This window comes from Sediminibacterium sp. FW305-C-61, from assembly GCF_058231065.1.
The window spans coordinates 43940-63606 of the sequence record NZ_JBIQXR010000003.1; the positions used below are offsets into that span (position 1 = coordinate 43940).

Genomic DNA, 19667 nt, shown 5'->3' on the forward strand with positions numbered 1-19667 from the left:
AACAGGCTTTTGATTTCTATTAGAGACCATTGTGGGACAGCTTTTAGCCTTTAGCTGTTTTCTCCCGGAAAGCAATAGTTAAAAGCTTAACTTATTCAGTTTTAGATAGAAGGGCAAAACCATCACCATCAAATAATCCTTTGTCGCTGAGTTTTAGGTGTGGTATCACCAATAATGCCATAAAACTCAAGGTCATAAAAGGTGCCTGAAGGGTTGACCCTAATTGCTTGGCCATACGATCAATATTTGTATATGCTTCTGCAACAGTATATCCATCATTTATACTCATTAAACCCGCAACAGGTAATCCGAGTACCTGCTGATTATCAGCATTGGCATAACAACTAACACCACCTTTTTCGGCAATTACCAGATTGATTGCAGCGGCTAAACTTTCATCATCTACGCCTACTGCAACAATATTATGACTATCATGCGCAACTGATGATGCAATGGCACCTTTCTTCAAACCAAAATTTTTAATAAAGCATTTCGCAACCGGGGCATCAAAGTATCGGTTTACCACCACCATTTTTAATATATCATCCTCAACATTTGCTTGCCAAAATCCATCTTCCAAAAATCCTGGAAGGGAAAGTTTATTGGTGATGAGTTGTCCATCAAGCGCTTCCATAACTGGAATCATTCCTTCTGTATTCGGATATTGTTTTTGGGCAATTTTCATATCGTTGGCAGTTACAGGCTTACAGCTAAACTGATTAATCGTGTCTGCCGCTACCTGTTCGATTAAACTCTTACCTTCTTTAGCTACTAATTTGCCATTGATATAGGTTTCCAACACTTTAAATGTTGTCAAATCCTTTACAACAATAAAATCTGCAGGATCACCTTCCTGTAATAAACCAACAGGCAGTCTGTAATGTAAAACAGGGTTTATGCAGGCGGCTTTCAAAACATGAAATACATCGATACCTTTTGCTACTGCCCTTGCGCATAAATCATTGATATGTCCGGCAACCAAACTGTCAGGGTGTTTATCGTCGCTGCAAAAAAGAACCTGGTTGGGATGGTCTTCCAAGAGATCAATCAATGCTTCAAAATTTCTTGCTGCACTTCCTTCACGGATGATAATTTTCATACCGTATTGCAATTTATCAAGTGCCTCATCAAGGGTAAAACATTCGTGGTCGGTAGAAATACCTGCTCCAATATATCTTTTTGCATCATCACCCCTCAAACCAGGTGCATGTCCATCAACCGGTTTCCCGGCCTTATGTGCAGCCGCAATTTTTTTCATCACTTCCGGGTCATTGAATAATACACCCGGAAAATTCATCATTTCACTTAGGTAGGCAATTTCAGGTCTTTGTAATAATGCTTCAACCGCAACACTGTCTAAAGCAGCTCCCGCCGTTTCAAATACAGTTGCCGGTACACAACTCGGGGCACCGAAATTGAATTTGAATGGAACTTTTTTTCCATTTTCAATCATGTAATCAACCCCGGCAATACCACACACATTGGCAATTTCATGCGGATCGCTCACAGTACCAACCGTGCCGTGAACAACAGCAAGTCTTGCAAACTCCGAAGGGATAAGCATGCTGCTTTCAATGTGTACGTGGCTATCGATAAATCCTGGTAGCAAATAATGGTCGGGTATCGGACTATCTGCTGGCAATGCTTCGATATGAGTGATCTGTCCCTCTTTAACCTGAACCTTTGCCGGATAAATCATTTTTTTTTGAATATCTACCAATTTGCCCGAAACGCTGAAATGACTGTTTGCATTCATAATACAAAGATAATTCTTCTGCGGATGTACTGTTATACAGGGGCTTCCCCCATTCATCATATCTTTTAGTTAAACCGCTGCATACTAACAAAACTGTCTGTAAGTTTACAGGTACAGAAAATACAAAACAATGAAAAAGCAAATCCTGACGAGTTTAGTGTTATTGCTCACTTTATGTGCCTCAGCACAAACTGTGGAAGAAATAATCGGCCAATATGAAGAAGCCAATGGTGGAAAGAATAAACTGAAAGCCATTAAAACACTTCAAATGGAAAGTGTGATGAAAATGAATATGATGGGACAAACCTTCGATATAAACCTCAATAGTATTCGTGAAAGAGGCAAATTATACCGCAAACAGATGGGTGGTATTATGGGTATGGGTAATTCCTGGACGATGGTAACAGATACAGCAGGATATATCCTGGTGCCAGCAATGCCTAATTTCGGAGGAGGTGGTTTTGGTGGGCCAGGTGGTGGTGGTGGACAAAGAGGCGGTGGAGGAAATACGGGTAATAGTCCGACAATCACTAAAATGACGGATGATGATCTCAAAAAACAACAGTTTGAACTTGATTGTGCCGGCGCATTTTCAATGCTGGTTGACTATGCAAAAAAGGGTTACACAGCTGAATTACAGGGCACTTCAAAAATTAATAAAGAAGAATGCTACAAGATTAAGTTGACCATGAAAGATGGTTTGGTTGGTACATTTTTCATCAATAAAAATACCCTGCTGGTTCAACAGGTAGATGCAACTGATGATATGGCCGCTGCAATGTCTGGCTTTGGCAGTATCATGCGTATGATGGGTGGCGGCAGACGTAACCTCAAAGTGTCTATTCAATACAGCGACTACAAAGAAATTGCCGGAATTAAATTTCCGATGAAACAAGTGATTAGTCTAGGCCCGGTAGAAACCGTCATCGAGCACCTCGATATCAGGTTGAATGAACCGGTGGATGAAGTTTGGTATAAAGTGAAGTAACAGAAGAATGTCCAATATCCAATGTTGAATGTACAAGTGGTTATTTCAACATTGGACATTCATTGTTGTCCGGAGAATTTGAACTGCGAGCTGTAGGTTTCGCGTATGATGGAACACAGATTTTCATGATTTTCAGGATTTATCATGATAGATCTTGAAAATCATGAAAATCTGTGTTCTATTAATAGCAGATAGTGTATTTAAGGCAACCAAATATTTCTTTAAGCAACTGACTTTAAATTTTCTCCCCCTCTTTTAATTCCAGTAAAAGCAGAAAATCTATAATAAGCACCCATCAAAGCTTGTAGCTTGCGGCTTGAAGCTTGCAGCCAATTTTCCCTGACATCAATGACTTGACATTCATTTTTTACTCGCTTTTTCGTACATTACTTTCCCAATTTAATACTGCGTATGAAAAAAAACTACTGGTTGTTGTCAATTGCTCTATTGACAATAACACAACTCATTGCTCAGAAACCTGATACCAGGAAAACAACTACCCCAATCAAAGATCCTGAAGCTGTTTTTATGGAAAGCTTGAAGTACAGGCTGGTTGGTCCTTTCCGGGGCGGCAGAAGTGCTGCGGTTGCTGGAAGTTTTAAAAACAAAACGACTTTTTATTTTGGTGCTACTGGTGGTGGTCTATGGAAAACCACTGATGGGGGAAGTAATTGGAAAGCTATCGGAGAAAAATCGCTTGGTGGAAATATAGGTGCAATTGCAGTAGCTCCCAGCGATGATAATATCATTTATGTAGGTGAAGGAGAGAACACCGTTCGGGGTAATGTGGCAGAAGGATTAAACGGAATGTGGCGTAGTGATGATGGCGGACGCACATGGAAAAATCTTGGCTTGAAAGAAGGGCGCCATATTATCAGGATCATCATACATCCGCGCGATCCGAATACTGTTTGGGTTGCTGCATTAGGTCATTTGTTTGGTCCTCACGAAGAAAGAGGTGTGTTTAAAACAACAGATGGTGGTAAAACCTGGAAAAAAGTACTGTATGTAAATAACCAGACGGGAGCTTCAGATCTTGTAATTGATCCGGAAAACCCGGGTGTTTTGTATGCAGGTATGTGGAGACTAATCCGTACACCCTACAGTTTAGAAAGTGGTGGCGAAGGAAGCGGTATGTATAAGAGTACGGATGGTGGCGAAACCTGGACAAATATCAGCACAGCAAAAGGACTTCCAAAAGGAGTCTGGGGTATTGTAGGTGTAGCCATTGCTCCTTCAAACACGGATAAAGTGTATGCTATCGTTGAAAATGCCAATGGTGGACTATATACAAGTAATGATGCAGGTGAAACATGGTCTTTAACCAGTAGTGATAATAATATCAGACAGCGCGCATGGTACTACAGCAAAATTTTTGTCGACCCTAAAAATGAAAACCTTGTCTATGCTTTGAATGTGGGTTTCATGCGCAGTCGTGACGGCGGACGTACTTTTCAAAGTGTAAGAACGCCTCATGGCGATCACCATGATTTATGGATTGATCCGGAAAATGGTAATAGGATGATTGTGGCAGATGATGGCGGCGCTCAGGTAAGTTTTGATGCAGCTGATAATTGGAGTACCATGGATAATCAACCAACAGGTCAGTTTTATCGCGTATCAACTGATAATGCTTATCCATATCGAATACTTGGCGCACAGCAGGATAATTCTACTATCAGGATTAAAAGTCGTGGTGCAGGAGCTGGTATCACCGATCGTGACTGGGAAGTAACTGCAGGTTCTGAAAGTGGTTATGTGGTTGCAGATCCACTGAATCCGGATATTGTTTATGGAGGTAATTATGGTGGATACCTTGCACGATTAGACCATCGCACCGGAGAAAACAGGGCTATCAATGTTTGGCCGGATAATCCGATGGGTGCAGGAGCCGATGTATTGAAATATCGATTCCAGTGGAATTTTCCCATCTTCTTCTCACCACATAATCCTAAACGATTATATACAGCAGGTAACCATTTGTTTGTAACTGAAAATGAAGGACAGAGCTGGGAAATCATCAGCCCGGATTTAACTACCAATGATAAAAGCCGCCAAGTGTCCAGTGGTGGTCCGATTACAAAAGATAATACCTCAGTAGAATACTATTGCACCATTTTTACTGCTGCAGAATCTGTTTTGGAAAAAGATTTATTATGGACAGGTAGTGATGATGGATTATTACACATCAGTAAAGACGGAGGTAAAAACTGGGAGAACGTAACCCCTGCAGACGCTGGTAAATGGATGATGTGGAACTGCATTGAAACAGATCCATTCAAAAAAGGAACGGCTTATGTTGTAGGGACTAAGTATAAACTGGATGACTTTACGCCTTATATCTACAAAACTGAAGACTATGGTAAAACCTGGAAAAAAATTACCAATGGCATCGAAAAAATGCATTTTGCCAGGGCAATTCGTGCAGATAAAAAACGTCCGGGATTATTATATGCAGGAACAGAATATGGTATGTACATTAGTTTTGATGATGGTGCCAACTGGAAGAAATTCCAGCTCAACCTTCCTGAAACACCTATCACAGATTTAACTATTAAAGAAAACGACCTGATTGTAGCAACACAGGGTCGTGCTTTCTGGGTATTGGATGATTTGAGCGTAATACAACAAATGAATCCTGCATTGACAGAAAAGAAATTACATGTATTCGATGTAAACCCGGTTTACAGATCTGAAGGAGGTGGAAGAGGCAGAAGAAATTTTGGCGGAACGCAAAATAACATGGGTGCAAACCCTCCCACAGGTGTAGTTATTAATTATTACCTGAAAGGCGTTACCGATAGCTCAAGGGTTTCAGTGACGGTTTTTGATAAGCAGTCTAAGCCAATCAGAACCTTCAGTAAAAATGCCCGTGAAGCATCTGATAAAATAAGTTTCACTGAAGGAATGAATCAGTTTGAATGGGATATGCTGTATCCGCCAGCTGAACGCTTGGATGGATTGATTCTCTGGAACGGAAGTATTGGATCTCCCAAAGCTGCCCCAGGAAAATATAAAGCACGTATTCGTTTTGGTAAAGATTCAGTAGATGTGCCATTTGAAATTAAACCAAATCCTAACTACGCAACTACAGAAGCTGGATACGATGAACAAGTTAGTTTCCTCTTACAAGTACGGGATAAGTTTAGTGAAGTGCAAAAAGCTATTAAAAATATCCGTGCTTTAAGAACACAGATGAATGAATTCACCGGTAGACTCGAAGGCAATAAAGAAATCAAACAATTTGCAGACAGTATTAATAAAAAAATAACTGCCATTGAAGAAGCCCTGTATCAAACCAAAGCGAAAAGCAGTCAGGATGTATTGAATTTCCCGATTAGATTGAATGATAAACTGGCTGGCTTATACGGTGTTGCTTCCAGCGGACAAAACCCGCCAAGCAAACAGGCCAAAGAAGCATTTGCAGAATTAGGTGGACAGGCAGATGTTCAACTTGGGAAATTGAAACTCATCATGGAAAATGATGTAAAAGCGTTGAATAAACTGATTAATGAAAAGCAGGTACCGGTAATTGGTATTAAATAATCATTCGTGCCTGAGTAAATTTAGCAGCAAGCCTTGATTGGCATTAATAAGGAACTGCTAATAAACTTCAAAAATAAGAAGCCATAGATATTTCAAGTATCTATGGCTTCTTTATAAACTATACCAACTAATTAATCAACTTATTGATGATGTAACAAAACTTAAAAACTGTTGCAAAAAAAACTTTCCAATAACCATAGGCCTTATGCAGCTAAGACCATCTTCATTACTATACTTTCGGTAAAAAAAATGAAATAAGTAAAACCCCAAAAACCGCGCTTTATAACCAACAATATCGAATTAAGCACCATACCAAAAATCCGACATCCGCCATCCGCCATCAGACATCCAAATCCGACATCCGCCATCAGCCATCAGACATCCAAATCTGAGATCTGAGATCTGACATCTGCCATTTGCCATCCGCCATCAGACATCCGACATCAAATCCGGTCTTCTCTCTTTCGTTCGCTCGAGTGCCTGCTCATATCTCCACTCTTCCACTTTTTTAGGATCGCCCTGCAAAAGAATTTCCGGAACTTTCATGCCCCTGAAATCTGCGGGCCTGGTATAAACCGGAGGTGCAAGCAGATCGTCCTGGAAGGAATCTGTGAGTGCAGAAGTTTCATCATTTAATACGCCGGGAATGAGTCGGCCAATTGCATCAACAACTACAGCCGCAGCCAGTTCTCCGCCACTGAGTACATAGTCACCGATGGAAATCTCCATGGTTACATATTGCTGACGAATTCTTTCATCTATGCCTTTATAGTGACCACAAATGATTAATAAGTTACCCTTTAGTGAGAGCAGGTTCGCTTTGCGTTGATCAAAACGACTTCCATCGGGTGTCATATATATAATTTCATCGAATGGGTAATCTTTCTGAAGTTCATCAATGGCATTTGCCAATGGTTCACACATCATTACCATTCCTGCGCCACCTCCATACTGATAATCGTCTACCATGCCATATTTGTTCACGGCCCATTTACGTAGCTGGTGAACATGTATTTCTAATAAACCTTTTTCCTGTGCCCTTTTCATGATACTGTGTGAAAAAGGACTCTCCAGTAATTCCGGTAATACGGTTAATAGGTGAATGTGTAACATACTGCAAAGGTATGAAAGACAGCTAAGGAATTCCTTTTGTTCAGGAAATTTGGCTTCAGGCCACAAGCTGCAAGCCATTGCTGTCCGGGGAAATTTAACAGCGAGCTGTAGGTGTCGCGTATGATGGAACACAGATCCTCATGATTTTCAAGATTTATCATGATAGATCTTGAAAATCATGAAAATCTGTGTTCTATTAATAGCAGATAGTGCATTTATCGCAACCAGATATTTCTTAAAGCCAGTTGCTTAAAGAAATATTTGATTACTTGAATTTGCATTAGGTGAAAAATTTCTCTGAAAGTAAAAAAAACATATTTTATGCTGTTATACCTGGTAACTCCTCTCTCCCCTATGGGATGATGAATCCAAGTTTTTTTATTTTCACAATATGATACATCAGAGTGTCTGATTGAGAATCAGTTTTTTGTAAACCGAAGCTTTTATCACCACGATTCAGTTGCATTAATTCGTACTATAAATAAAGTCAGGTCGAATAAGCAGAGCGTTCAGTGAGAATCAGAACGTGAGAAATATTTAATCGGCTAAAAAATCGCCGAGGTCACGTCTTTGCTTTTTAGTAGGTCTTCCGATTTTACTCAGTCGCTTTCCTGTCTGGTAGGTAGCTGCTTCATATTTTACCCGATCCAGTTCTTCAGCCGGGGTGAGGTCGATATAGAATTTTATGGCTTCGCTGTACTGTACACGATGGTCCAATAAGCCTGTTACTTTTACCACCCATCTTTTTGTTTCTGTTTTAACTTCATATTCATCTCCAACGGTAACGATGCGAGAAGCTTTAACAGCAGTGCCATTCATTTTTACTTTGCCTTTACTGCAGGCATCACCTGCCTGGCTCCTTGTTTTAAACAAACGTATGGCCCAGAGGTATTTATCGATTCGTAATTTTTCTTTGACTTCACTCATAGTAAAAAGAAGGAGCAAATAATTTATTTGCTCCTTGTACTATTTATTTTGATGCTGAATAGTATTGGTGGAAATAAGGAATGGTTTCAATGCCTTTATAGAAATTGAAAATATCGTATTTCTCATTTGGACTATGCAAGTTATCGCTGTCTAACCCAAAGCCCATAAATACAATCTTTAAACCCAGTTCCTTTTCAAATAAAGCACAAATAGGAATACTTCCTCCGCCACGTACTGGTATGGGTTCTTTGCCAAAAGTGGTTTCAATGGCTTTTGCAGCAGCACGATATTCATTAGAATCAATTGGTGTCATATAAGGTTCACCGCCATGATGCTCATGTGCTTTTACTGTTACACCCGCAGGAGCTATACTGGTAAAGTAATCCAGTATCTTCTTCGTAATTTTTTCTGATGATTGGTTTGGAACAAGACGGCAGGAAATTTTTGCATAAGCTTTAGACGGTAATACGGTTTTAGCGCCTTCGCCGGTATATCCTCCCCAAATTCCATTTACTTCAAGAGTGGGTCTAATGCCGGTTCTTTCATTGGTGGTATATCCTTTTTCACCCCATAACTGATTTATGCCGAGGTCATTTTTATATTCATTTTCATCAAATGGAGCTTTTGCCATTTTCGCACGCTCTTCTGGACTGGCTTCAACCACATCATCATAAAAACCAGGTATGGTGATATGGTTATGCTCATCATGACAAGAAGCAATCATTTTAGCCAGCATGGTAGCTGGATTGGCAACAGCGCCACCATAAACACCACTGTGTAAATCGCGGTTAGGTCCGGTTACTTCTACTTCAATATAACTTAAACCACGCACACCAATATCAATGGAAGGAGTATCCATACTTAACATTGATGTATCACTAATTAGAATAACATCTGCTTTCAGTAATGCTTTATTGGCTTTTACAAAAGTTGCGAGGTTCGGACTACCCACTTCTTCTTCACCTTCAATCAGGAATTTTACATTGCAGGAAAGTGAATTGGTATTCGTCATGGTTTCCAGTGCTTTCACATGCATGTAAAACTGGCCTTTGTCATCGCAAGCACCGCGCGCATAAATTTTCCCATCTTTAATCACCGGCTCAAAAGGTCCGCTATGCCATAATTCCAGTGGGTCTGCCGGTTGTACATCATAGTGTCCATAAACCAATATGGTTGGTTTGGCAGGGTCAATAATCTTTTCGCCATAAACAATCGGATGTCCGGCAGTAGGGTATATATGTGTAGTTTCGGCACCTGCGTCTTTAAGACTTTTCTCAACCGCTTCGGCACAACGTATCATATCTTCTTTGTGTTCACCACGGGCGCTTACACTGGGTATGCGCAGTAATTCCAGTAATTCGTTGAGAAAACGGTCTTTGTGTTGTTGCTGATAATCTTTCCAGGCTTGCATAGCAATGGTTTTTGAATGAGGATGCAATTTAGGGTATGCATTGAAAATTTATCTTTTTTTACCATAATCCGGGAAGATTTTAACGGAATAAAGCTTGCAGCCATTGTTGTCCGGGGAAAAACAGCTTCTAGCCACTAGCTGCTGGCTACTAGCCTTTTTTTGCTATTAATTTAACCATTCACAAGCTTGGATATGGTAATTAAATTTTTATTTTAAGAAGGATTATTACAAAACAAATTCGCAAGCCCTGTCATTTATTCAAATAATAGCAGAAAACCTAAAACAAGCACCAATCAAGGCTAGCAGCTAGAGGCTAGAAGCTCGTAGCCTATTTTCCCCGGACAGTTCTGGCTTGAAGCATGCAGCCAAACTCCCCCCACAAATACCTCAAAGCTGGTGTTTCTTATCAGAAATAATATTGCTTAGGTTCCATTCCACCCTTTTTTCAAAAGGCTTTTGTCTTTCCCTGCAATCTTTACTGCATATACTGCAACTAAAAGGAAGGCAACCGTCTGTATGTACAAAAAACTCAATAGAATCACCAAATTCCTGTCTGATCAGGTCAGATAATCTGTCAATTTCTTTATGCGCCTCATGTATGTTTAGATACCAGGGTACGGTGAGGTGACAGTCAATATGTAATAAACTTCCATATTTAATTACCCGGAGATTGTGTAAATCGATCCAGTTTTCTTTCCGGTTATTATTCAATACTTCAATAAAACGTCCCAGTAATTGGGTATCTGCCTCATCCATAATTCCTGCAAGCGATGATCGGATAATTTTATAGCCATTGTAAATAATAAGCAGACTCATGCCTAAAGCGATGAGTTTATCAAGCCAATAGAGTTTTGTTACAAGAATAATCAGTAATCCGGCAATAATGCCAAGTGTTGAATAGGTATCTACCTGTAAGTGTTTTCCGCTAGCCTGTAAAGCAAGAGACTTATTCTTTTTTCCCATACGCAGGCAAAAACTTCCCGCCACAAAATTGATAACTGCTGTAGCACCTACCAGCCAAAGTCCCATATCCAGTTCATGAATAGGTTCATTTCGAACTATATTGGCCACGGTTTCATAGATAATCATGATACCGGCTGCAACAATAAGGCCTCCCTCAATAGCTGCTGAAACAAATTCAGCCTTGCCATGTCCATAAGGGTGTTCGAGATCTCTTGGTTTTGCTGCAACATATAAACTGTATAATCCAATAAAACCCGCAAGCACATTTACAATACTTTCAAGCGCATCAGATAGAATAGCCAGTGAGTGTGTTTGATAGTAAGCAATGATCTTGGTAATAAATAATACCACACTCAGTATGGTAATCCATAACTGCACACGAAAATTTTGTTGTGCCGGGGTCATGCTTTTTTTTATAAAGATAACAGAGACTTGAGAGATGGTGGTTTAAAATTCAAGGTTTGAAACTTGCAGACCATAGTCCATAGTCCATGGACTATGGACTATGGACTCGCTTTTCTAACTCCGGTAACTATAATCTTTCAGTATCTTTCCCCATTAAACCATTTATCATGCTCAGAAAGAAATTGTTTGCTGCTTTGCTATTGTCGGTAGTGGTAGCGCAGGCGCAAGACAAAACAACTGCCAAATGGGATGTGAATAATCCTCCCGGCCCAACCAAAGAAATTGAGTTTACGGTTAATGAAGGCACCTGGATGAACCTCGATGTTTCACCCGATGGGAAAGAAATTGTGTTTGATCTTTTAGGTGATATTTATATCATGCCTGTTTCAGGTGGTACTGCAAAACTACTGCGTGGTGGTCATGCCTTTGAGGTGCAGCCAAGGTTTAGTCCGGATGGCACTAAAATCTTATTTACTTCTGATGCGGGTGGTGGCGATAATATTTGGGTAATGCAACGCGATGGAAGTAACCCCGTTCAAATTACCAAAGAGAGTTTCCGTCTGCTTAATAATGCTAGCTGGGTACCGGGAGGTGAATATTTTGTTGCAAGAAAACATTTCACTTCAACCAGATCACTCGGTGCCGGTGAAATGTGGATGTACCATATCAGTGGAGGTTCCGGACTTCAATTAACAACCCGTAAAAATGACCAGCAGGATGTGAATGAACCTGTTGTTTCGAATGATGGGCGATATGTTTATTTCAGTGAAGACATGTATCCCGGTGGTCAGTTTCAATATAATAAGGATCCGAATAACCAGATTTTTGTTATTCGCAGGTTAGACCGGGAAACGGGTAAGATAGATCAGATTACCGGAGGTCCGGGCGGAGCAGTTCGTCCCCAGTTATCACGTGATGGAAAATTACTGGCATTTGTAAAAAGAGTGCGCACAAAAACTGTATTGTACCTGCGTAATATTGAAACAGGAGAAGAGTGGCCGATATATGATGATCTGTCTAAGGATCAGCAGGAAGCATGGTCGATATTTGGTTTATATACTGGTTTTAACTGGATGCCTGGTGATCAGGAAATTGTTATATGGAGCAGGGGGAAAATGATACGTATTGATGTGAACGGAACAAATAAAAGTGTTGAAATCCCTTTCACAGCAAATGTGAAACAAAAGATTGTGGAAGCCGTACGCTTTCAGCAGAATATAAATCCTGAAACATTTAACGCTAATGTTATTCGTCAGGCAGTAACCTCACCGGATGGGAAATGGCTGGTATTTAATGCAGTTGGTTACCTATGGAAAAAAAACCTGCCCGATGGGAAAGCTGTTCGTATAACCAGTGGAACAAATTTTGAATATGAACCCTCTTTTTCGCCAGATGGTAAAACCATTGTTTACACCACCTGGAACGACGAAAACAGTGGTGCCATTTATTCAGTAGCACTTAACGGTGGCGCACCTAAGAAAATTACTTCTCTGAAGGCAATCTACCGGCAGCCTTCATTTTCCCCGGATGGAAAAACTATCTTATTCCGTAAAGAAAATGGCAGTGATGCCATGGGGCCTGCTTACTCCTCAGTTACTGGAATATTTATTATGAATGCTGATGGTACCAATGAACAATTAGTAACACAACGTGGTGATCAGCCAAGATTTAATAGTACTGGCAAACGTATATATTATACACTTGGCGGAGGAATGAATCGTCAGTTTGGTAGTTGCGATTTATCTGGTAACGATGATCGTATTCACCTGAAAAGCACTTATGGAAGTCAGTTCACCGTTTCGCCCGATGATCAATGGATTTCATTTATTGATCTGCATGAAGTATATGTGGCTGCATTTCCCATTACTGGTAAAACAGTTGATATAGGTGCAAATACAAAAGACTTCCCCGTTCGGATCGTATCAAAAGATGCAGGAATCAACCTGCATTGGTCTGCCGATAGCAAAACCCTTTACTATACTTTGGGTAACCAATACTTTACCATCCCTTTACAAGACAGATTTGGTTTTATATCGAATAAGTCAGAAGCAGATTTTAAAGTACCCGAAAAAGGGATAGAAATACAGGTTACAGTACCTACTGATAAGCCTGCAGGTATCATTGCATTTACCAATGCAACCATTATTACCATGAAAGGGGAAGAAGTAATTACCGGAGGAACCATTGTGGTTGAAAATAACCTCATCAAACAAATAGGGAAATCAGCTTTTGTAAAAATTCCTGCAGGGGCCAAAGTGATTGATTGTAAAGGGAAAACCATCATGCCTGGTTTCATTGATGCCCATGCACATGGAAGTCATTTCAGGTCAGGAATGTCTCCCCAAAAACACTGGCCATATTTTACCAACCTGGCTTATGGTGTAACTACCATGCATGATCCATCAGCTAATAGCGAAATGGTATTTGCACAGAGTGAGATGGTGAAAGCGGGTGTTATGACTGGTCCTCGTGTTTTTTCAACCGGTACAATTTTATATGGTGCAGATGGCGATATGAAAGCAGTGATTAATACTATTGATGATGCACGAAGTGCTTTACGCAGAACAAAAGCATTTGGCGCATTTTCTGTAAAAAGTTATAACCAGCCACGTCGTGAACAGCGGCAAATGGTAATACAGGCTGCAAGGGAATTGGGAATGGAAGTGGTTCCGGAAGGAGGTTCTTTTTTCTTTCATAATATGACCATGGTAATGGACGGACACACCACAATTGAACACAATATTCCGGTTGCGCCATTGTATAGTGATGTTGTTAATCTTTGGAAAGCATCTAAAACAGCTTATACACCAACATTGATTGTAAACTATGCAGGTGTAAGCGGTGAATACTACTGGTACCAGCACACGAATGTTTGGGAGAAAGAAAGGTTATTGCGTTTTACTCCTCGCACAGTAATTGATACCCGTAGCCGACACAGGACTATGCTGCCGGAAGAAGAATATAAAAACGGGCATATCTTAACTGCAGAGAGCGCCAAAAAATTGAATGATAATGGTGTTGCTGTTAATATGGGTGCGCATGGTCAAATACAGGGTATGGGGGTGCATTGGGAAATATGGATGATGCAGCAAGGCGGTATGAGTAATTTACAGGCATTAAAGACAGCTACTATTAATCCGGCACAAAGTCTTGGTCTCAATCAGTGGATCGGTTCTCTTGAAGCAGGTAAATTAGCCGATATGATTATATTGGATAAAAATCCATTGGAGAATATCCGGAATACCGAGTCTGTAAAATACACCATGATCAATGGTAGGTTGTATGATGCGGATTCAATGAATGAAATCGGAAATGTAAACAAACCAAGAACTAAATTCTATTGGGAACAATCTAAGAATGCAGCAATCTTTAGTTTCCCCTGGAATACAGAAGCTACTACTGAAACAGAAACATGTTCCTGTGGTAAACATTAATGATTCAATATTATCCTAATAAAAATAGGCTGCCAATTATGACAGCCTATTTTTATTTTATCGGAAGAAAATCAGATTAATTCCGCGGTATAATTAATTGGACAGTGTTTGCCCAGCATTGCGGATACGCCACAATATTTTTCGTGTGATAAACTTACGGCACGGTTTAACTTGTCGAGGTTGTCTGCCGAAACATCGCAGCGGTAAACCATATTGATAAATTTGAAAACTTTCGGATGATTATCTGTTTGTTCTGCGGATGCTTCTATTTCCAGTTTGGTGAAAGGAACTTTCATTTTATGCAGAATATCTACTACATCAATTCCACTGCAACCAGATAATGAACCTAACAACATTTTTTTGGGATTCATACCTGTGGCCGAACCACCATTTTCAACGGTTGTATCTATGCGAACGGTTTGTCCGGTATCTGCGGTAACATCAAATGCCAGTGTTTCTACCCATGTTGTTGTAACTTTCATGCTTATGCTTATTTAAATATTAGTTGACTTTAATCCTATTTGTTCATCCTCGCAGCTACTACATCCCAGTTTACTATATTCCACCAACTGTTGATATAATCGGGTCTTTTGTTCTGATACTTTAGGTAGTATGCATGTTCCCAAACATCGAGTCCGAGTAATGGTTTGCCCCAGGTATCATTTATATCCATCAGTGGATTATCCTGGTTAGGGGTTGAAACAATGGCAAGTGCATTGTCGCTGTTTACAATTAACCAGGCCCAGCCACTTCCAAAACGTGATTTTGCAGCATCAGCAAACTGGGTTTTAAAAGTTTCAAAGGATCCGAAAGATTGAATGATGGCATTACCCAGTTGTCCTGATGGAGTTGCAGATCCACCTGGCTTCATGGTTTGCCAAAACATTTCGTGGTTGAAATGTCCACCTGCATTATTCCTCATTTTAGTGGAATATTTGGAAATATTTCTCAGTACAGATTCTAAAGTTTTAGAAGAGGTATTTACGCCTTCAGCGGAACAAGCTTCTCCCAAACTTTTGGCATAACCTGCGGCATGTTTGCTATAATGGATTTCCATGGTTAATGCATCAATCCATGGTTCCAGTGCATTATATGCATAAGGCAGAGCCTGTTGTTGAAATTCATTTGCAGCTAATGTATTAGCCTGTAATACACCCGGAATTGCTGAAGCCAAACCAATTGCCAGTCCGGCTTTTCCTGAAGTCTTGATAAAATGACGTCGTGATGATTGGTGATTCATACAATTGCTTTTAGTAGTTAAGTGAATACGTTGGAGGACAGACCATAGTCCATGGTCCATAGTCCATAGTCTATGGTCTATGGTCTCTCTTCTTCACCCTAAAAGTATTCCAAATCTTACGTAATCGTGTAAAAGTTCTGTAATAAAACTCCTGGTTAAATAATTGTGAATCACTCATGGCTTTAATAATCAGGAATATACCAATAGGAATGAGTACCAGTGTTGAGAGCCACATGCCTTCAATTGGACTTGCTTGCCCTGATCGCACAAATTTTTCTCCGAAAGTGTTGAATAGGTGAAACAGCACGAAAAAGATGATGGCAAATACCAATGGAGTACCCAAGCCTCCTTTTCTTATGATGGACCCCAATGGTGCTCCTATCAGGAATAAAACCAAGCAGGCCACAGAAAGGGTGAATTTTCGGTGCCATTCGATTTCATGTGATATCAGCGATTTATATTTCTCTTCATAATCAGAAGCCATAAAGCCTGCATTCCCTTTTATACTGGTTATTTGTCCAAGGGTACTTTCAATTACACTTTCTCTGATAGAATCTGGGATAAGTGCATCAAATGTTTTGGCAGTTATGGTGGTGTCTTTTCCTTTTTTTATCCATCCTGTATCATTTGCGTATCGCGCGAATCGAATGTATGGGGTGATTTCGGTACGTGCTTTTCTGGTATAGAATGTGTCAATATGTTCTAATGAATCAATTGCTGAATTCAACTGTCGCAGACTTAACATTTTAGGATCATAAAAAGCGCTGTCTCCGGATTTGTTCATTTGGAAACTTTTCAGATCGAATACTTTTTTATATTCTTTAAATCCAAGCCTGATGAATTCTGTATTAGTGGTTCCACGTGGTCCTCTTTCTTCAAATCGCCAACCATCTTTTAAAATAAATTCCAGGAATTTTTTGTCTGGTGTAATACGCATGATACCCGATTTGGCCATCAGCATATGATCCTGTAAACCATAACTTTTTTCGAATAAAACGATATCATGAATTATGCTGTCGTTTTTTTCTTTCTTACCCAGTTTAATTACATATCCATCGAGCTTATCATAAAACACACCTTCTTTGATATCGATGGCTGGCTTTGAGACGATGATATCATATTTTAATGCAGCCAGTTTTAACTGTGTAACCGGAATGATATTGTTTGAAAACAGAAAGGCAAGTCCACTTAAAAAAACCGTTATCACAAATAACGGACGCATAAAACGTAACAAAGGAATACCTGATGCTTTGATGGCCACCAATTCGAAGCTCTCACCAAGGTTGCCGAAAGTCATGATAGAAGAAAATAAAAGTGCCAGTGGTAAAGCCATCGGTACCCAGAAAAGCATAACCAATCCAACCAGTTTCATAACGGTGAAAAAATCAAGTCCTTTACCCACCAGGTCATCTATGTATAACCAAAAGAATTGCATGGTTAATACAAATAATGAAATTGCGAATGCCGCCAGAAAAGGACCAACAAAGGAACGTATGATGAGTATATCTAGCTTCTTAAGCATGGGTGGTTTTAATGGTGATCCAGTTCGTGAATGGTCAATTGTGAATGGTGAGTAGTGAGAGATCAGTAGTGAGTAGTAAGCTATCAGTATAGAATTCTACTCACTATTCACCATTCACAACTCAAATCTGACATCTGAGATCTGACATCCGACATCTCCCTATCTTTACCAAATGTTGCCTGCAAAATTAACACTTTCGGAAGAGGAAAGGGAATTGATGATGAATGCCCGCTTCATTTTAACAAAGAATGCGGTATTGGAGCAGATGGAAGGCTTTTTTGGGCAGCTTTGTAACAGGTTTCGGGAGCAGGTAGCAAAAGCTGGATTTTCAGATGATGAATTGTTTATAACAAATCCAAAGATTTCAAAGGGGGAGCAGTATCAGCAACTTCCATGGGTTATGTTAGACTACCCCCGTTTGTTCAGTAAAACGGATACCTGTGCTATCCGTTGTTTTTTCTGGTGGGGACAATACTGGAGTATCACTTTGCAATTGAGTGGCAGGTTTTTATCGGAATACCAGCAGGATTTGGTTGGATTTGTAAATGACCGGATAGATGAACCAGATTGGTATGTTTCAGCAGGAGATGATCCCTGGCAGCACGATTTACATAGTGAACACTATCTGCCGATAACAGCTATAACGCAACATTATTGGCAGGAGGAGCGGAGTTATCTTAAACTGGCAAAAAAAATCCCACTGGAAGAGTGGGATCAAATAGTAAGGTTGATGGAAGATAATTATTCGGCGTTAATAGCCATACTGAATCATCAGGCTCCCAGGCGATGAAATAATTCTTTCACCTGATATTCCCATAACTGACTTTGGTCTTTGATTTCATTTTTTTCTGCGAAATCTTTAATCACCAGAATAGTTTGATTAGAAATTTCGGTTTTTTCTATCCGAAATTCAAAGTATTCATTCTTTTCCGTGTGAAGCCAGTGAAAACGTATAAACTTATCCTGTTCCTGATCAAGAATAGAAGCTTTATCGGGTGTACCGCCACTCCAGGAAAAACTGTAAACGCCTTCCCACTCATCTACTTTATCAGCAAACCATTCCTGCAAACCGGCAGGTGTTGCCAAAAATTCGAAAAGGATGGTTGGAGAACATCTTACGGGAAACTCTAAGGTAAATAACTGCTTTTTGCTCATTACAATCTCTTTAACTACCGTCAATCGAAGGCTGCAATAATATTAAATAATCCAAACCCTCCAAATGTTTTTTTAATGAACTGAACCGTTTTATGCCAAAGATTTGTGGATATCTGAATCCGATTATTATAACATACTGAATATCAGTGATTTGTATGGAATGTTTTTTTTGATGGAATGGGAAAAATGCTTAAATTGCTGTAAAGACAGGAAGACGCGCGCGCAGGAGAGAATAAATCTAATACCCGGTTTTATCTAACAACCCTAACATACAACCAAAACTGCTTCTACATGAGTATGCGTCAACTCAAAATCACGAAGTCGATTACGAATCGTGAATCACAGAGCCTGGAGAAATACCTGCAGGAAATCGGAAAAGTAGACCTTATCAATCCAGAAGAAGAAGTGCAATTAGCCATGCGCATCCGTCAGGGCGACCAACGGGCCCTGGACAGACTGGTTAAGTCGAACCTGCGTTTTGTGGTTTCTGTTGCCAAACAATACCAGAACCAGGGATTAACCTTGCCTGATCTTATCAATGAAGGAAACCTGGGATTAATAAAAGCAGCCTTACGTTTTGATGAAACAAGGGGGTTTAAATTTATCTCTTATGCCGTTTGGTGGATCAGACAAAGTATTCTACAAGCGCTGGCCGAACAGAGCCGGATAGTGCGATTACCATTGAATAAAGTTGGTTTAACGAACCGTATCAGTAAAGCCTATCAACAGCTTGAACAGGAATATGAGCGGGAGCCAACAGCCCAGGAATTGGCAGATCTCTTAGAACTAAGTATTGAAGAAGTTACGGCTACCATGAGTGTAGGTTTTCGTCATGTTAGCATGGATACTCCCTTATCAGATGGGGAAGACGGCACTTTAATGGATGTTATGGAAAACCCCAATGCCGAACGAACCGACGAAAACCTCGTACACTATGAATCACTTCGGTTAGAGATAGAGCGAAGCCTTAAAACTTTAACGGAGCGGCAGAAAGACGTACTCTGTTATTTTTTCGGGATCGGGGTAGATAACCCGCTCAGTCTGGAAGATATTGGTGAAAGATTTAACCTTACCCGTGAAAGGGTGCGGCAGATAAAAGACAAAGCCATCACCAAACTACGCAGTACCAGCAGGTGCAAACATTTGAAAGTGTATCTCGGGTAAAAAATCCGTACTATATTTGCGCAGCTTAAGTGAACCTGATATT

Annotated in this window: 14 protein-coding genes; 5 read left to right on the forward strand and 9 right to left on the reverse strand. The window is 40.1% G+C overall.

Annotated elements, in window-relative coordinates:
- Window positions 1-91: 91 nt before the first annotated feature.
- Window positions 92-1756 carry an adenine deaminase gene (gene ade / locus ACH30E_RS09190; RefSeq protein WP_490824564.1) on the reverse strand — a complete coding sequence of 555 codons (1665 nt, stop codon included), beginning with the start codon at window positions 1754-1756 and terminating at the stop codon, window positions 92-94.
- A gap of 130 nt (window positions 1757-1886) precedes the next feature.
- On the opposite strand from ade, the gene ACH30E_RS09195 reads away from it, so the two are divergent.
- Both ACH30E_RS09195 and ACH30E_RS09200 read left to right on the forward strand, forming a co-directional pair.
- Window positions 1887-2744, forward strand: a complete 858-nt coding sequence (locus ACH30E_RS09195; RefSeq protein WP_294996450.1) for a hypothetical protein — start codon at window positions 1887-1889, stop codon at window positions 2742-2744.
- Window positions 2745-3155: 411 nt separating this feature from the next.
- On the forward strand, window positions 3156-6290 hold the full coding sequence (locus ACH30E_RS09200) for a WD40/YVTN/BNR-like repeat-containing protein (RefSeq protein WP_490824566.1): 3135 nt from the start codon (window positions 3156-3158) through the stop codon (window positions 6288-6290).
- Between the two features lie 429 nt (window positions 6291-6719).
- Here ACH30E_RS09200 and trmD read toward each other — a convergent pair whose 3' ends face one another.
- The 4 genes from trmD to ACH30E_RS09220 all read right to left on the reverse strand — a co-directional run bounded on the left by trmD (window position 6720) and on the right by ACH30E_RS09220 (window position 11109).
- The gene (gene trmD, locus ACH30E_RS09205) at window positions 6720-7403 is read right to left on the reverse strand and encodes a tRNA (guanosine(37)-N1)-methyltransferase TrmD (RefSeq protein ID WP_490824567.1); all 684 of its coding nucleotides are present in this window, start codon (window positions 7401-7403) and stop codon (window positions 6720-6722) included.
- A 537-nt stretch (window positions 7404-7940) separates the two neighbouring features.
- Complete coding sequence (locus tag ACH30E_RS09210; RefSeq protein ID WP_294996456.1) at window positions 7941-8330, reverse strand: RNA-binding S4 domain-containing protein; 390 nt, start codon at window positions 8328-8330, stop codon at window positions 7941-7943.
- Window positions 8331-8373: 43 nt separating this feature from the next.
- Entirely contained in the window at window positions 8374-9741 is a 1368-nt protein-coding gene (locus ACH30E_RS09215; protein ID WP_294996458.1) for a dipeptidase, read from the reverse strand.
- Window positions 9742-10128: 387 nt separating this feature from the next.
- Window positions 10129-11109, reverse strand: coding sequence for a cation diffusion facilitator family transporter (locus ACH30E_RS09220; RefSeq protein ID WP_490824569.1), 981 nt, complete (start codon window positions 11107-11109; stop codon window positions 10129-10131).
- A gap of 167 nt (window positions 11110-11276) precedes the next feature.
- Here ACH30E_RS09220 and ACH30E_RS09225 point away from each other — a divergent pair, with 167 nt between their 5' ends.
- Window positions 11277-14543 (forward strand): amidohydrolase family protein, encoded by a 3267-nt coding sequence (locus ACH30E_RS09225; protein ID WP_490824570.1) that lies wholly within the window; start codon window positions 11277-11279, stop codon window positions 14541-14543.
- A 71-nt stretch (window positions 14544-14614) separates the two neighbouring features.
- Here ACH30E_RS09225 and ACH30E_RS09230 read toward each other — a convergent pair whose 3' ends face one another.
- From ACH30E_RS09230 to ACH30E_RS09240, 3 genes are all read right to left on the reverse strand, one after another.
- A complete protein-coding gene (locus ACH30E_RS09230; RefSeq protein WP_490824571.1) occupies window positions 14615-15025 on the reverse strand; it encodes an OsmC family protein in 411 nt (136 codons plus the stop codon).
- A 35-nt stretch (window positions 15026-15060) separates the two neighbouring features.
- Window positions 15061-15783 (reverse strand): superoxide dismutase, encoded by a 723-nt coding sequence (locus ACH30E_RS09235; protein WP_490824573.1) that lies wholly within the window; start codon window positions 15781-15783, stop codon window positions 15061-15063.
- A gap of 70 nt (window positions 15784-15853) precedes the next feature.
- On the reverse strand, window positions 15854-17305 hold the full coding sequence (locus ACH30E_RS09240) for an LptF/LptG family permease (RefSeq protein WP_490824575.1): 1452 nt from the start codon (window positions 17303-17305) through the stop codon (window positions 15854-15856).
- Between the two features lie 172 nt (window positions 17306-17477).
- On the opposite strand from ACH30E_RS09240, the gene ACH30E_RS09245 reads away from it, so the two are divergent.
- Window positions 17478-18095, forward strand: coding sequence for a hypothetical protein (locus ACH30E_RS09245; protein WP_490824577.1), 618 nt, complete (start codon window positions 17478-17480; stop codon window positions 18093-18095).
- On the opposite strand, the gene ACH30E_RS09250 is transcribed toward ACH30E_RS09245, so the two are convergent.
- Entirely contained in the window at window positions 18077-18460 is a 384-nt protein-coding gene (locus ACH30E_RS09250; RefSeq protein WP_294996082.1) for an START-like domain-containing protein, read from the reverse strand. The two genes, ACH30E_RS09245 and ACH30E_RS09250, sit on opposite strands and share 19 nt — an antisense overlap.
- A 291-nt stretch (window positions 18461-18751) precedes the next feature.
- Between ACH30E_RS09250 and ACH30E_RS09255 the strand changes: the two genes are divergently transcribed.
- Entirely contained in the window at window positions 18752-19624 is an 873-nt protein-coding gene (locus tag ACH30E_RS09255; protein WP_490824578.1) for a sigma-70 family RNA polymerase sigma factor, read from the forward strand.
- Window positions 19625-19667 lie beyond the last annotated feature (43 nt).

Coding starts and splice junctions, on each gene's coding strand:
- ACH30E_RS09215 (WP_294996458.1), bottom strand. CDS start 9,741: ATGCAAGCCTGGAAAGATTATCAGCAACAACACAAAGACCGTTTTCTC.
- ACH30E_RS09235 (WP_490824573.1), bottom strand. CDS start 15,783: ATGAATCACCAATCATCACGACGTCATTTTATCAAGACTTCAGGAAAA.
- ACH30E_RS09225 (WP_490824570.1), top strand. CDS start 11,277: ATGCTCAGAAAGAAATTGTTTGCTGCTTTGCTATTGTCGGTAGTGGTA.
- trmD (WP_490824567.1), bottom strand. CDS start 7,403: ATGTTACACATTCACCTATTAACCGTATTACCGGAATTACTGGAGAGT.
- ACH30E_RS09255 (WP_490824578.1), top strand. CDS start 18,752: ATGAGTATGCGTCAACTCAAAATCACGAAGTCGATTACGAATCGTGAA.
- ACH30E_RS09250 (WP_294996082.1), bottom strand. CDS start 18,460: ATGAGCAAAAAGCAGTTATTTACCTTAGAGTTTCCCGTAAGATGTTCT.
- ACH30E_RS09230 (WP_490824571.1), bottom strand. CDS start 15,025: ATGAAAGTTACAACAACATGGGTAGAAACACTGGCATTTGATGTTACC.
- ACH30E_RS09220 (WP_490824569.1), bottom strand. CDS start 11,109: ATGACCCCGGCACAACAAAATTTTCGTGTGCAGTTATGGATTACCATA.
- ACH30E_RS09210 (WP_294996456.1), bottom strand. CDS start 8,330: ATGAGTGAAGTCAAAGAAAAATTACGAATCGATAAATACCTCTGGGCC.
- ACH30E_RS09200 (WP_490824566.1), top strand. CDS start 3,156: ATGAAAAAAAACTACTGGTTGTTGTCAATTGCTCTATTGACAATAACA.
- ACH30E_RS09240 (WP_490824575.1), bottom strand. CDS start 17,305: ATGCTTAAGAAGCTAGATATACTCATCATACGTTCCTTTGTTGGTCCT.
- ade (WP_490824564.1), bottom strand. CDS start 1,756: ATGAATGCAAACAGTCATTTCAGCGTTTCGGGCAAATTGGTAGATATT.
- ACH30E_RS09195 (WP_294996450.1), top strand. CDS start 1,887: ATGAAAAAGCAAATCCTGACGAGTTTAGTGTTATTGCTCACTTTATGT.
- ACH30E_RS09245 (WP_490824577.1), top strand. CDS start 17,478: ATGTTGCCTGCAAAATTAACACTTTCGGAAGAGGAAAGGGAATTGATG.